We start from the raw sequence: 15,024 nt of genomic DNA, 5'->3' as shown, positions 1-15,024 counted from the left end.
CAACTTGGTTTTGTTGGTGTTTCCCCTTCGATCTTGGTGAGGCGGTTACCGCGCCTCCAGGCTTCCCGAACATGCATTATCCGGTCTGACCGGCCGCCTTCTCCAGGCGGCGGGCCGCACTGGCGGTCGGCATCGGGGCCTTGACGCTGCGCTTCCTCGATCTCCGGTCCGGTGTTCATCGCCGTCGGCGTGGGATGGGTCGAGGTGCGATCGTGCAGACTGCTCTCCCTTCCCCCACGATAGACATGCGGACCACCGGCACGGTTCTCGAACGCCTGTTCGCTCGGGCCGGATCGCCCCGTACCCGATGCGGGAATCGACCGGCGGTGAGATCCGACGCGCCTCGTCATGTGTGGGCCCGATGCAACAGGACGCGGCATTCATGAGACGCGCGGCCGTGCCGCGCGGCGGACCCCGTTTGCCGGGGGAACTGTTTCCCACGACAATCCAACGCCTTGGGCCGACCTTCGGCGGGCTTTTTAGAAATCATATAAACTATTGAAAAACTTGCATAATTTCTGATTTTCTGGTTCCTGAACCCCATCGAGATCGAGCGATCAGACGATGATCCAGGGGTGATTGGAGCGGGGTTCATGCAGCCGACATTGATCGAGACGCTGCATCGAAGCGAAGGCATCCGGCTACGGCGCCTCCTTCTGCGCCTCCTCGGCAGCCCCGACGCCGCCGCCGACGCCCACCAGGAAACCTACCTGCGGATGCTCGGTGCCCTGTCGCGTTCCCAAGTCGAGCATCCCTCCGCGTTTCTCTTCCAGGTCGCCCGGAACGTCGCGCTGCGCATGCGGAACCGGCAGCGCTTCGAAGGCACGGTGTTCCAGGCCATGACCGACCTCGACCTTGCCGAGATCGCAGACGGATACGCCGTTCCGGAACGCCAGGTGATCGCGCGCCAGGAGCTCAGGCGGCTCGCGGCCTCCATCGACGAGTTGCCGCCCCGGTGCCGCGAGGTGTTCCTGCTCACCCGGTTCGAGGCTCTCTCGAACGGGGAGGCCGCCGCCCGCCTGGGCATCAGTCGCAACATGGTGGAAAAGCACCTCATCAAGGCGCTCCTGCACTGCCGCCGCCGCTGCCGCGATCTTCTCTGAGACGCCGACGTCAGGATCCTGGCGGCTCGTTGATCTGAGGGTGTAGGAGCGTCGTGGCCGAGCCGTCCGGGCTTGGAGCGATCCGGATGGGGCAGGGCTTTGGCCAGCGGCGACGAGACCGACGCGCGGGAGACCGAGGGCGAGGACCCGGTTCACGAGGCCGCCGCCGCCTGGGTCGCCCGCCTCTCCTCCCCCGATGCGACGGATCGGGACCGGGCCGCCTGCACGGCGTGGCGCGGCGCCGATCCCGCGCACGAAGCCGCTTATGCGGAGATGGATACCCTGTGGCGCAAGCTCGGGCAGGTGCCAGATCCCCGGCAGCGCCGCCGCACACCGAAGGGCCTCGCCGGTCTCGCCGTCCTCCTCGTCCTGGGCGGCGCCCTCGCCTTCCAGCTCGGCCTGATCGACCGCCTGCGATCCGACCTCTGGAGCGGTGTCGGCGACATCGTCCACGCCACCCTCGCGGATGGCAGCCGGATCGACCTCAACACCGACACGGCGGTCGCCCTGCATTTCAGCGCCGGTGAGCGCGCGGTCGAACTCCTGCGCGGAGAGGCCTACTTCGACGTGGCCCCCGATCCCGGCCGCCCCTTCGTCGTCCGTGGCGACGGGTTGAGCGTCCGCGCCGTCGGCACGCGCTTCTTCGTCCGCGCCGACGGCGCCGACAATCCCGTCGGGGTCGTCGAGGGGCGCGTCGAGGTCACGGGCGCGGGGCGGCCCCTGCGGGTCTCGGCGGGCGAGACGGTCCGGCGTGCGGAGGCCAAAGGTCTTTCCGTCGCGATGGCGAGCCTGGACCGGGAGACGGCCTGGCGCGAGGGACGCCTGCGCTTTTCCGGTGAACGGCTCTCCACCGTGCTGACGGAACTCAATCGCTTTCGCCACGGCCGCATCGTCCTTCTCGACGCGGCGGCCGGCGAGCGCCGCGTGACCGGCGCCTTCGACCCGCGCGACACGGACGAGGCCCTGGACGCGCTCGGGTCGACCCTGGGGGTCAGGATCACGCGCCTCTCGCCCCTCCTCGTCCTCGTCGGATCGCCGTTTCGCCGCTCGTGAAAAAAGTTCGATCCGGGACGTCAGGAATCCGGGACCTCGTTGATCTCAATCGGTGGGAGGCCGGTGCGCGCTGAGGGCGCCGCCCCCCCGCCGAGAGAGGGACGGGGCGAAGAATGACGACGCGCGGGCGTGGATTTGCAGGTGAGCGGCTGGCCGGCTTGGCCCTGGCCGGCGTGTCGATGCTGGTGACGATCCCGGCCTCCGTCCAGGGCCAGGTGATGCCGGGCCGCGAGAGCCCGAGCGACGCGGTGCTGGACGAACGGGAAGGCCGGGGCGCTCCGGGCAAGCGGAAGGCCCGCGCCCGGCCGGCGCGGGAGCGGACGGCCAGTATCCTCGCCCTCGCGCCGGCCGAGGACGCGAACCCGCGCGTCGCGGAGCGGGTCGCCCTGGCGATCCCGCACGGGCCCCTCGAGACGGCCCTGGTGGCCTTCACGGAACAGACCCGGATCAAGCTCGTCTACGCGACCGAGCTGACGGCGCGGCTGCGGACGGAGGGGATCGACGGGGCGTTCGAGCCCCTCGACGGGCTCGGCCGGCTTCTCGCCGGCACCGGCCTGACGTTCCGCGCGGTCGGCCCCTCCACCATCACGCTGGTCAATCCGCGCTACGTCCAGCTCGGCGGCGAGCCCGCCGACGCGGTGGCCCTGGAGGAACTCCACGTCGCCGGCTCCGCCCAGGCCCCCGGAATCGTCGCGGGGCTGCCGCCGCGCTCCGGTACGGTCGGCCAGCCACCCGTCCCCTATGCGGGCGGCCAGGTCGCCACGGGCACCCGGGTCGGGCTTCTGGGCAACCGCTCCGTTCTGAAGACGCCCTTCAACGTCACGGGCTACACGGAGAAACTGATCAACGATCAGGAGGCGCGCTCCGTCGGCGACGTGGTGCTGAACAACCCGTCCGTGCGCAGCGACGCGCCGCCCTACAGCGAGCGCGACTCGTACTTCATCCGCGGTTTCTCGGTGACCAACCTCGACACCGCCTTCGACGGCCTGTTCTACATCGCCAATCCGCGCCGCAGCTTCACCGAGGGGCTGGAGCGCGTCGAGGTCCTGCTGGGGCCGACGGCGCTGCTGAGCGGCGGCACCGGCCGCGTCGGCGGCACCATCAACCTCGTGCCCAAGCGCGCCTACGACGAGCCGCTCACGCGGGTCACCACGAGCTACTTCAGCGACGCGCAGTTCGGGACGCATCTCGATGTAGGGCGCCGCTTCGGCACCTTCAAGGAATGGGGCGTGCGCTTCAACGGCGCCTACCGGAACGGCGACACGCCGCTCGACAAGAACGCCATCGAGGTCGGCGTCGCGGCCCTCGGCATCGACTACCGCAACGACCGGTTCCGCGCCTCGTTCGACTTCAACCACTCGACGCAGAACATCACCGCGCCGACCTCGCTGTTCAACGCGGTGGCGCCCGGCATCCCGGTGCCGCGGGCCCCGAACGCCCGGCGCAACACGTCGAACGCCTTCGAGTACAACGACAGCCGCTACAACATGGCCGCCGGCCGGGTCGAGTACGACGTGCTGCCCGAGACGACGCTCTACGCGGCCGGCGGCCTCAGCCGCTACAACGAGGACTTCCTGACCTCGAACTACCGTGTCCTCAACACCTCCGGACTGGCCACGAACGCGCTCGCGATCCAGCCCCTGGAACTCCAGGGCTTCACGGGCGAGGTCGGCATGCGGACGAACTTCCAGACCGGCTTCGTCGGCCATCAGTTCACCGTGGCGGCCGTCGAGGCGGTCAACAAGAACTACTCGCGCGGCTTCCTGCCCTTCGCCCTGCCGACCTACACGACCAACATCTACAACCCCGTCGATCTGCCGTTCGGCGCCCTCCCCACGGGCCTGTTCCCCCGCTCCGAGCAGCAGCCGCTCTTCACGGAACTCTCCGCGCGCAGCGTCGCCATCGCTGATACCCTATCGCTCGGCGAGGACCGCTTCCTGCTCACCCTCGGCGGGCGCTTCCAGGACATCGACCTGAAGAGCTACGTCACCCGCCCGGGGCCGACGCAGGGCAACCCGGCCACGAGCTACCAGGAGGGCCGCTTCAGCCCGGCCATCGCCCTGGTGATGCGCCCCTTCGAGAACCTCGCCTTCTACGGCAACTACATTGAATCCCTCGATGCGGGACCGTCCGCGCCGGCGACGGCGATCAATTCCAGCGATGTCTTCGCCCCCGTGGTGAGCCGGCAGAAGGAGGTCGGCGCCAAGGTCGATTTCGGAACGGTCTCGCTCACGACCTCGCTGTTCGAGATCGAGCAGCCGAGCGCCTTCACGGACCCCGCCACGCGGCGGTTTTCCGTCAGCGGCCTTCAGCGCAATCGCGGCATCGAGTTCAACGTTTTCGGCGAAGTCATCCCGGGGGTGCGGCTGCTCGGCGGCCTCACCCTCATCGACGCGAAACTCGTCAACACGGTGGGCCGCCAGTTCGACGGCAAGGCCGCCCCCGGCGTCCCCGACGTGGCCTTCAACCTCTACGGCGAGGTCGACCTGCCGCCGTGGCTCGCCCCCGGCCTGACCCTGACCGGGCGGGCGATCTACACGAGCCGCATGTTCTACGATCAGGCCAACACGCAGTCGGTGCCGGACTGGACTCGCTTCGACGCGGGCCTGCGCTACACCTTCGAGGGCGTGAACGGGAAGCCCGTGGTCATGCGCGCCACGGTCCAGAACATCCTCGACGATTCGTACTGGGCCTCCGCCGCCCGGGGCTTCCTCGCGGTGGGAGCACCCCGGACCGTCATCCTCTCCGCGACGGTCGATTTCTGACGTGCGGCGGTCGAGAGCCATCCGGATGCGGAGCGCCGACGCGTCGGCCCCGCGGGCGGTCGCGGCGGGGCCGGCGGCATGACCGGCGGTTTCCGGCAATCCATGGCCTGGCTGCACACCTGGTCCGGCCTCGTCGTCGGTTGGGTGCTGCTGGCGATCTTCGTCACCGGCACCGCGAGCTATTACCGGACCGATATATCACGTTGGATGCGGCCCGAGCTCCCCCTCGCCGCTCCCTTGAGCGGGCCGGACCTCGCCGCCGCCACGGAGCGGGCGGTCGCCTACCTCGCCGTGCATGCGCCGAAGGCCCGGACCTGGTTCATCGGCTTGCCGCAGCCCGAGAAGCCGGTGCTCGACCTGTTCTGGCGCAACCGGCCGGGGGAGCCGCCCGGCCACGTCCACCTCGATCCCGCCACCGGAGCCGAGGCCGCCGTGCGCGACACCGAGGGCGGCGATTTCCTCTACCGGTTCCACTTCGAACTACACATGGCGCCCTTCTGGGGCCGCTGGGTCGTCGGGATCTGCGCGATGATCATGCTGGTCGCGCTGATCTCCGGTGTCGTCACGCACCGGCGCATCCTCGCGGACATCTTCACCTTTCGCCGGGACAAGGCGCCGCGCCGGAGCTTCCTCGACGCGCACAATGTCGGCGGCGTTCTGGCGCTGCCGTTCCACCTCATGATCACCTATACGGGCATCGTCACCCTGGCGACGTTCTACATGCCGTGGGGCGTGACGGCCGCCTATCGGGGGAACGCGCCGGCCTTTTTCGCCGATGCCGCCTGGATCACGACACCGCGCCCGCCGGCGAACCGGCCCGCCGCCCTCGCCCCGGTCGGTCCGTTGATCGAACGGGCGGTCGCGATGGTCCCGCAGCCCCTGGAGCGCCTCACCATCGCGAACCAGGGCGATGCCCGCGCGACCGTCGTGGCGGTGTTCGCGGAGCCGCGCGGGATCGCCCGCGACCATCCGCAGATCGCCTTCGACGGCGTGAGCGGCGCGATGCTGGAAGCGCGGGGCCTCGACCTCAGGCCCGCCGCCAAGACCTTCACCACGATGACAGGCCTGCACGAGGCGCACTTCGCCGGCGGGGGCTTGCGCCTGCTGTTCTTCCTCTGCGGCCTGATGGGCTGCGCCACCGTGGCGACCGGGATCATCCTGTGGTCCATCGCCCGCCTGCCCCGGGCGGGGGAGCGGCTCTTCCTCGGCCTTCGCCTGGTCCAGGCCCTCAACGTGGGCGCCGTTGCGGGACTTCCGGCGGCGGTGGCCGTCTACTTCCTCGCCAACCGCCTGCTGCCGATCGGCCTCGCCGGTCGCGCCGAGTGGGAGATCCGCGCCTTCTTCGCGGCCTGGATCCTCGCCGCGCTGGTGCCCCTGGTCCGTCCGTATCGCGCCGCGTGGAGCGAGGGGCTCGCGGCCGTGGCGCTGCTCTGCCTCGCCGTCGTGGCGGCCGACATCCTCACCCTGCCGCAGCATGGCCTGCGCCGCCCCGGGGGCGATCCGCTCTTCGTCCGGTTCGACGGCGCGATGCTCCTGCTGGCGTTCCTCTTCGCCTACGCGTCCCGGCGGGTCGTCCACTACGAGGCGCCACGGCGGCGCGGCGCGCGGTCGACGATCCCTTCGCCCGCGGCAGCGCCAGCCCCTCCGGTCGGCCGGTGAACGGCGCCGACGACATCGCGGGGCTCAAGGAGAAGGTTGCGCTCGGCATCCATTTCAATCGTTACAATCAAGAATAATTCCAATACAAAACAATATATATGACCAAGACAGAATTTATTGTTGACTCGATCACTGATTATCGGCGAAATAAGTCACGTTTATATCCGATGTGCGGAACGTTCTTGTTTGAATCATCGTTGCCAGCGCACGTGAAGAGAGCCTGATCCGAGATGTCTGGCCGATCTCCGGATGGTTGATCGGTGCTCGTCCAATGACTGTACGCAGCGGCCACCACCCCTGTGCTGGCCTGACCCGCGGAATGGTCTTCCCCCAGGGCTCGAACGAGGTCCGGTCGTCATGCCACCATCGTCTCAGGCCGTCGCGGAGGCGGCGGCGTTCCGCAGCTTCGCCAACGGCTACCTGCGCGAGATCGACCCCGGTATCCCGGTTCGCCACACGCTTCCGGACGGGCCGCCGGCGGCGTGCGTGGAATGGGCCCTGCGCAGCCGCCGCCTCACCATCCGCGCCGAGATCCGCGCGCCGTCGCTGTGCGGAGCCCAAGGCTTCGGACGCCTCTGGACCCGTCATCTCCACGAGCCGCGCTGGCGCACCGTTCCGCCCATGAGCGCGCTGCAGGAACTCCTCGGCGAGGCCTATGCCCGCGTCGGGGCCGGGGAGGCCGCACGCCTGCACGAACTCGAACTCCTCGCGCGCATCCTCGACAGCTATCGCGAGACGGCCCGCCAGCTCGACCTCGCCCTGCGCAAGCCGAACGCGGACACGAGTTTCATCGGCGCCGAGCGCGCCCTCGTGTTCGGTCACTGGCTGCACCCGACGCCCAAGAGCCGGCAGGGCCTCTCGACCTGGCAGGCGCGGGTGTACGGACCCGAGGAGGCGGGCGCGTTCCAACTGGCGGTCTTTGCCGTGGAGGCCGGGCGGGTCCGTCAAGATTCGGCCGGACCGCGTTCCGCGCCCGAGATCGCCCGCGACCTCCTCGGCGCCGATGCCGGACGGCTGCCCCTGCGCGCCGGGGAACTCGCGCTGCCCATGCATCCGCTCCAGGCCGACGCGCTGATGCTGGAGCCGCACGTCGCCGCGCTGATGGAGGCCGGCCTCGTCCGGCGCCTCGGCGCCTTCGGTCCCCGCTACACCGCCACCGCGTCGCTGCGGACGGTCTACGCGCCGGACAGCCCCTGGATGGCGAAGTTCTCGCTGCCCGTCACCCTGACCAACGCCCTGCGGGTGAACCGCTTCGCCGAACTCGAGGCCGGTGTCGCCATGGCGCGGCTGATGGCCCGGAACGGCTTCCATGCCCAGCATCCTGCGTTCCGGATCGTGTCGGACCCGGCGTATCTCACCCTGCACTGTCCCGGCCGCGCCGAGAGCGGGTTCGAGACGGTGCTGCGCGAGAACCCGTTTCGCGGCGGCGCCGAGCGGGGCATCGCGACCCTGGCGGCGCTCACCGCCGAGCCCCTGCCCGGCCATCCCTCGCGCCTGGAAGCGATCCTGCGCCGTCTCGCCCCCGGCGGCGGGAACGAACGGTTGGGCGCCGCACGCACCTGGTTCGGGCTCTACCTCGACTGCATGCTGGAACCGCTCGTCGCCCTCTACGACGGCCACGGGATCGCCCTCGAGGCGCACCAGCAGAACGCCCTCCTCGACGTCGCCGCCGGCTGGCCGCGCCGGGGGTACTACCGCGACAATCAGGGCTTCTACCTGTCCGAGGCCGCGCGGCCCCGGCTCCTGCGCCAGGCGCCCGAGACGGCGGCCATTCCGGGCCTCTACTTTCCGGAGGCGGAGATCGACCGGCGCCTCGCCTACTACCTCGTGGTCAACCAGATCTTCTCCGTGATCGCCCGGATGGGGCAGGACGGCGTTCTGCCCGAGGCCGTCCTCCTCGACGACCTCGCCCGCCGCCTGGAGGCGATGGCGCGCCGGCTGACCGGCGCCGGCCGCGCCTTCGTCCGCGGGGTGCTGGAGGGGCCCACGCTCTGCACCAAGGCCAACCTGCGCGTCCGCCTCGCGGATCGGGACGAGCTCGCCTCCGGCGACGGGGTGGGAAACTACATGGACATGCCGAACCCGCTCCACGCGCTGGCGGCGGCTCGCAGCGAGGCCGGCCGTGCCCTTGCCTCTTGAGAACCCCGACCACCCGGAGGAGCGCGTCCTGCGGCAGCTCGCCGAAGCCGTCCTGTTCGAGGGACTCGCCGAACCCGACCCGGCGGAGACCGAAGGGCATCTCGCGTGGCGGGTCGGCGCCCTTCGCCTGCGGGCCGTCGGCACCCTCGGGCCGTTCGGCCGTCCGCGCCTCGCGCCCGGCACCATCGCGATGGCGGGGCCGGACGGGGCTTGGCGTGCCGGAGACATCCCCACCCTGGTCGCGGCTCTACCCGGCGGACGGGCGCCCCGCGACCGGCTGCTGGCGGAACTCCGGCAGACCGTCGACCTCTGCGGCTGGAACGCGCGAAACCTTCCCGATTGCGACCGCCGCGCCCTCCCCTTCGCGGCCCTCGACGCGGCCCTCCGGGAAGGCCACCCCTACCACCCGTGCTTCAAGGCGCGCACCGGCTTCACCCTCGCGGATCACCGCCGCTTCGGGCCGGAATGCGCCGCGCCGTTCCGCCTCTCCTGGCTCGCCATCCGCCGGGATGCCATCGCCCTGTCCCTGCCGGGTGGGGAGGCGGCGTTCTGGCAGGCGGAGCTCGGCGCGGCGTGGGCGGTTCTGAAGCGCCGCCTGCATGCGGCCTGGCATTCCTTCGAGACCCACGCCCTCCTGCCCGTCCATCCCTGGCAGTTGCGGCGGCTCGAAGCGGGTCCGCTCGGGCCCTGGCTCGCCGATGGGCGCGCCGTGGCGCTCGGACCCGCCGGCGCGCGCTACCGCGCCAGCCAGTCCCTGCGCACGCTGCACAATCTCGACGACCCGCGCGGCGCCAGCGTGAAGCTCGCCCTCGACGTCGTCGCCACGTCGAGCCGACGCATCCTCGATCCGCACTTCGTCCTGACGGCGCCTGCCCTGTCCGACTGGCTGGCGGGGATCGTCGCGGGCGATCCGCTCCTGTGCGGACGCCATCGGCTGGACGTCCTGCGCGAATATGCGGCCGTCCTCGCCGACCGGGACGGATCTCTCCGGGGCCGGCTCGGCGCCATCTGGCGCGAAAGCCCGACCCTCGCCGGCGGCGAGGCGGCCGTGCCCTTCAACGCCCTGATGCTGTGCGAGGGCGACGGCACCGCCTTCGTGGCCCCCTGGCTGGCACGCTACGGGCTGGCGCCCTGGCTCGACCGCCTCGTCGAGGTCGCGCTGATGCCGGTCTGGCACCTCCTCGTCGCCCACGGCGTCGCCCTGGAGGCGCACGGGCAGAACCTGATCCTGGTCCACCGCGACGGCTGGCCGGAGCGGGTGATCCTGCGCGACTTCCACGAGAGCGCGGAATACGGCGCCGACTTCGTGGCGGATCCCGGACGTGTGCCGGATTTCGGCGCCATCGACCCGGCCCATGCGGGCCCGGCGGACGATCGCTTCCACGCCATGCGCTCGGCCGCAATCCTGGCCGAACTCGTCACCGACAGCCTGTTCGTCTTCAACCTCTGCGAGGTCACCCACCTGCTCGGCCGCCTGCACGGCCTGGACGAGGCGGCCTTCTGGCGCGGCCTCGGACATCGGCTGCGGCGGCACGCGGCCGAGCACGGCCTGCAGGACCGCTTCGCGCGCCTGCGCATTGACGGACCGCGCCTGACGGTCGAGCCGCTCCTGGCGCGAAAGCTCGGGCTCGCGGCGAAGCCAGGCCGTCCCGTGCCCAACGCGCTGTTTCCCTCTCCCCAACCGTCCTCCGGAGACGCCATGATCGAGATCGACGGACGTACGATCGATGCGGACACCATGGAGGCCGGCATCCGCCGCGTCGCGACGCGCGCCCGGCTTGCCGGCGGGAGCGGCGAGCGCGTGGCCGTGCGCCTGCGCGACACCGCCGAATGCCTGGCCTTCATCCTGGCCGCGCGCCGGCTCGGCGCATCGCTCCTGCCCATCCATCCCGCCGTGCCGGATAACGGCGCGCGGCGGCTCGCCGAACGGGCCGGCTGTCACCGGATCTTCCTCGACGGTCTGGACGGCGAGGCGATCGCGGACGCTCCGCCCCCGGTTCCGGGCGAAGGCCAGCTCCTCCAGATGAGTTCCGGCACCACGGGCGAGCCCAAATGCGTCGCACGGGCCTGGAGCGCCGTGGAGCGCGAGGTCGACGCCTACGTCACGGCCTTCGTCGCGTCGGAGGGGATGACGCCCGTCATCGCCTGTCCGATCACCCATTCCTACGGCCTGATCTGCGGGGTCTTCGTCGGCCTGCGGCGCGGCCGCGTGCCCGTGCTGCTCGACACGAGCAACCCGCGATACCTCTTGCGGCGCCTGCGCGAGATCGACCGCCCGCTGCTCTACACCGCGCCGGCCCTCCTGCACACGCTGGTGCGACTCCTCCCGGAGACCGAGCGCATCCACGCGGCCATGACGTCGGGCACGCTCCTGCCCGCGCCCTGGTTCGACGCCATCCGGGCCCGGGTCGATCATCTCTTCCAGCAATACGGCTGCTCGGAAGCCGGCTGCGTCGCCGTCAATCCGGACCTGCGCCAGCCCAACGCGATCGGGTTCCCCCTGCCCCATCACCGCGTCGGCGCGGGCGTGAGCGCGGACCACCCGGCGGAGATCGTGGCGGAGACCGAGGGCGGCCCCGTCCGCACCGCCGATCTCGGCTATCGGCGGCCCGACGGCATGCTGATCTTCGTGTCGCGCCTCGACGACACGATCAACGTGTCGGGGCTCAACGTCTATCCCGGCGAGGTCGAGGACGTGGTGATGGCCATGCCGGGCATCACCGACGCCGTGGCCTTCGCCCGTCTCGATCCGTTCGCGGGCGAGCGGGTGGCGCTGCTGTTCAGCGCCGAGGCGCCGGTGCCGCCCCGCATCCTCCAGGATTGGTGCCGGCGCTGGCTCGCCGGTCACCAGGTGCCCGGCGAGGCGGTGCAGGTCGCGGCGATCCCGCGTCAGGCCAGCGGAAAGATCTCCCGCCGCGCTGTAGCCGAGCACCATCGAAGCGGCACCCTCGCGGGAGCCGAGGCATGATCCCCCCGGGCATCATCGACCGCGACAGCGTCGTCGCGGCCATCGGCACCGTCCTGCGCGAGGAGCTGGCCCACCCCCACCTCGACGGCTTCGGTCCGGAGGCGCGCCTGAACGAGGACCTCTACCTCGACTCCGTTCAGCTCCTGCAGCTCATCCTCGCCCTGGAGATGAACCTCGGCCTTTGCATTCCCGAGGAGGCGCTGGGACGCGCGGCCATCGTCACCGTCGCGGATCTCGCGGAACGCCTCGCCCCCGCGGATCGGGCGCCACAGCCTCTGACGCCGGCGGCGCAGCCCGAAATGCCCGCGCCCGCATCCGCGGGCGTCCACGGCGAGATGCCCTACGACCTCAAGATCCACTGCTTCGTCAGCTGCCTGTGCGACGGGCTGAAGCCGCGCGGCATCGACCACCGGCCGTTCTATGCCCTGATCTGGGATGCCGAATTCGCCATCACCGAGGATTTCCGGCTCGCCTACCATTCCGAGGCCATGGACCACGAGTCCTTCCGGCACTGGTTCGAGCGCCTCTACGGCGTCCCGCTCCTCGGCTGGTACGACCATGCGGCCGACAAGGACGCGAACGTCGCCACCCTGCTGGGTCTCCTCGCGGCGCGCGCGCCGGACGAGCGCATCATGGTGATGCTGGACATGTTCCATCTCCCGGAGCGGGAGAACAAGTTCAACCAGAACCCCTTCCCCCACTACCTGCTGGTGTCGCTGACGGAGGACCCCGAGACCTGGCAGGTGCGCGATCCCGACTTTCGCTGGGAGGGCCGAATCGCCCGCGACCGGCTGCTCGGAGCCATCCGTCAGCCGAGCGTCGCCGGGGGCTACCGGTTCGATCCCTCTCGCGCCCATCCGCCGGCGGATGTCGACCTGGCGGCCTTCTTCGCCGCCTGTTTCCGCCCCGAGGCCAATCCGCTGATCGATGCGGTGCGCGTCATCGTCTCGGCGCACGCGGAGGGCCGCGGCGGCCTCCGGCTCGCCGAGATCGGCGTGGCCTTACGCGAACTGCCCGTCATCACCATCCGCAAATGGGCCTATGAGCATGGCTTCGCCTTCTTCTGGCGCGCCCTGCACTGGCCGGACGCCGAGTTCCAGCGCATCTGCGACGCGATCGAGGCCCTGGTGAACGGCCTGACCGCGCTGCACTACGCCGTCCTCAAGCTCGCCCGGACCGAGGACGTGACCCTCGTGGCTCCGGTCGTCGCCCGCCTCGATGCCCTCGACGACGCCGAATTCGCGATCAAGCGCCGTCTCGCGGCGGCGTTCGATGCCTGGCGGGCGGCGAGCCCCGCCCTCCGGGGCGCGAGCCCCGCCCGCGAGAGGCTCGACGCATGAGACTGTCCCTCTGCACCATCAGCTTTCGCCATCACCTGCTGTCGATCGGCGAGATCGCCCGCTTCGCGCGCGGCAGCGGGTTCGACGGCATCGAACTCTGGGGCGTCCACGCGCGCAATCTGGGGCCGGGCGACCACGGGGCCTGGCTCGCCGATCACGGTCTGCGCGTGCCCATGCTGAGCGACTACCTGCCCCTCGACGCGCCGCCCGAGATCCTGGCGCGCAGCCTCGCCGACCTGTGCCGGCTGGCGGAGATCTGGCGGGCTCCACGCCTGCGCACCTTCGCCGGGACCAAGGCCAGCGCGGACGCCTCGCCCGAGGAGCGGGCTCACGTCACGCGCCGCCTGCGCGGCGCGGCCGATACCCTGTCGGATCACGGGTTGCGGCTCCTCGTGGAGACCCACCCCGGCACACTGGCCGATACGACGGAATCCCTCGAGCGTCTGCTGGACGAGGTCGACCACCCGGCCCTCAAGGTCAACTTCGACATCCTCCACGTCTGGGAAGGTGGCGACGACCCCTGCGCGGCCCATGACCGGCTGGCGGCATGGATCGACTACTATCATCTCAAGAACGTCCGCGCCCGCGCCGATCTCGCGGTGTTCGAGCCCGCCAACGTCTACGCCGCCTCAGGACGGCGCGACGGCATGACGGGCCTGTTCGACGGCGTCCTGGATTACGAGGCGTTCCTCGCGACCCTCCACCCGGAGGCCGAAGCCTCCCTCGAATGGTTCGGCGGATCCTGCTTCTCCGTCCTGCCCGAGGACCTGCTGAAGGTCCGGCGCACCACCGCCCGGCGCCGCAACGAGCTGGCCTTCCACCTCGACGTGGCCGGCTGAGCGCCCTCGGGCCGAGGCCGTCCCCGCGCGGGACGATCCCATCCGCCGATCCCCATGCTCGACACCGAAAGGACCTCCCCATGCCCGAGAGCCGTGCCGTCGTCCGGACGCCCCATGCGAGCCGCTACCTCCAGCAACTCTGCCGGCACTGGTCGCACAGGTTCGAGACCGAGTTCAGCGCGAGCCTGGCACGGATCGCGCTCCCTCTTGGTGAGACGCGGCTCCGCGCCGATGCCGAGACCCTGACCATCGATCTGGCGGCCGAGGACGCGACGCGACTTCCCGACCTGCGCGACGTCGTCGTGCGCCACGTCGAGCGCTTCGCGTTTCGCGAGACGCTGCGGTTCGATTGGTCGTGATGCCGCTGGCCTACGATCTGGCCGCCCGCACGGATCGTGCTCGAACCGGAATGGAGTGGGAATGAAGGATCACGATATCGGAACGGCGCTCGGCATCCGGGCCATGCGCGAGGCGGACGCGCCGGACATCTTCGCGATCTACAACCAGCCGTCCTTCCGGTTCGGCACGCTCGCGCTGCCTTACGAATCCTTCGAGACCGTCAGGAAGTGGGCGGAGCCCCGCGGGCCGCGAGACCTGCATCTCGTGGCGGACCTGGACGGCCGCGTCGTCGGCGCTGCGGCGCTGCGGCCCTTCTACGGACGCCGTGCCCACGCGGCCGAGTTCTGGATCGCCGTGCACGATGCGTTCGCCGGCAACGGCATCGGCTCGCGCCTGCTCGCGGCGATGATCGACACGTGCGAGAAGTGGCTCAACGTGACCCGGATCGAGATGACGGTGTTCACCGACAACGCGCGTGCCATCGCCCTTTACGAGAAGTTCGGCTTCGCGATCGAGGGCACGCACCGGTCCGCCAGCTTCCGCGACGGCAAGTTCGTCGATGCCCACTGCATGGCTCGCTTGAGCGAGCCGCCGTCGGCGTTGTAACGAACGGTCGAACCCGTGGGCATCGCACCGGTTGGCCCCATGCTTTCGAACTGGAACCGCCGATGAGCCGCCCGTCCCGCGCAGCCCTGCTGATGCTGACCCTGCCGATGCTGACCCTGCCGATGCTGACCCTGCCGATGCTGACCCTGCCGATGCTGTCGGCGATGCCGGCAGCGGCTCAGAGTCCCGCCAAGGATTACCTGTTTCAGGAGC

The 15,024-nt window shown here is 70.5% G+C and carries 10 protein-coding genes; all 10 read left to right on the top strand.

Translation table 11 applies throughout. The features are described from left to right. Nucleotides 1-593 precede the first annotated feature (593 nt). Nucleotides 594-1,103, top strand: coding sequence for a sigma-70 family RNA polymerase sigma factor (locus K2X24_RS05990; protein ID WP_292495668.1), 510 nt, complete (start codon nt 594-596; stop codon nt 1,101-1,103). A 99-nt stretch (nt 1,104-1,202) separates the two neighbouring features. Beyond that, complete coding sequence (locus K2X24_RS05985; RefSeq protein ID WP_292495664.1) at nt 1,203-2,156, top strand: FecR domain-containing protein; 954 nt, start codon at nt 1,203-1,205, stop codon at nt 2,154-2,156. A 113-nt stretch (nt 2,157-2,269) separates the two neighbouring features. Continuing rightward, nucleotides 2,270-4,921: a TonB-dependent receptor gene (locus K2X24_RS05980; protein ID WP_292495661.1), complete on the top strand. Its 2,652-nt coding sequence runs from the start codon at nt 2,270-2,272 to the stop codon at nt 4,919-4,921. 78 nt (nt 4,922-4,999) lie between these two features. Beyond that, nucleotides 5,000-6,580 (top strand): PepSY domain-containing protein, encoded by a 1,581-nt coding sequence (locus K2X24_RS05975; RefSeq protein WP_292495659.1) that lies wholly within the window; start codon nt 5,000-5,002, stop codon nt 6,578-6,580. A 357-nt stretch (nt 6,581-6,937) separates the two neighbouring features. After that, nucleotides 6,938-8,719 carry an IucA/IucC family protein gene (locus tag K2X24_RS05970; RefSeq protein WP_292495657.1) on the top strand — a complete coding sequence of 594 codons (1,782 nt, stop codon included), beginning with the start codon at nt 6,938-6,940 and terminating at the stop codon, nt 8,717-8,719. Continuing rightward, a complete protein-coding gene (locus tag K2X24_RS05965) occupies nt 8,703-11,687 on the top strand; it encodes an IucA/IucC family protein (RefSeq protein WP_292495655.1) in 2,985 nt (994 codons plus the stop codon). The genes K2X24_RS05970 and K2X24_RS05965 overlap by 17 nt, the downstream gene beginning before the upstream one ends. Nucleotides 11,688-11,701: 14 nt before the next feature. Further along, nucleotides 11,702-13,027 carry a DUF6005 family protein gene (locus K2X24_RS05960; RefSeq protein ID WP_292495670.1) on the top strand — a complete coding sequence of 442 codons (1,326 nt, stop codon included), beginning with the start codon at nt 11,702-11,704 and terminating at the stop codon, nt 13,025-13,027. Beyond that, a complete protein-coding gene (locus K2X24_RS05955; RefSeq protein ID WP_292495651.1) occupies nt 13,024-13,866 on the top strand; it encodes a sugar phosphate isomerase/epimerase in 843 nt (280 codons plus the stop codon). Before K2X24_RS05960 ends, K2X24_RS05955 begins: the two co-directional genes overlap by 4 nt. Before the next feature lie 80 nt (nt 13,867-13,946). Continuing rightward, complete coding sequence (locus K2X24_RS05950; RefSeq protein ID WP_292495649.1) at nt 13,947-14,225, top strand: DUF2218 domain-containing protein; 279 nt, start codon at nt 13,947-13,949, stop codon at nt 14,223-14,225. A 61-nt stretch (nt 14,226-14,286) separates the two neighbouring features. Beyond that, complete coding sequence (locus K2X24_RS05945) at nt 14,287-14,811, top strand: GNAT family N-acetyltransferase (protein ID WP_292495644.1); 525 nt, start codon at nt 14,287-14,289, stop codon at nt 14,809-14,811. The last annotated feature ends 213 nt before the right edge of the window (nt 14,812-15,024 follow it).

It is taken from the genome of Methylobacterium sp., from assembly GCF_019750675.1.
Lineage (GTDB): Bacteria > Pseudomonadota > Alphaproteobacteria > Rhizobiales > Beijerinckiaceae > Methylobacterium.
This window is presented reverse-complemented; position numbering and strand designations above follow the sequence as displayed.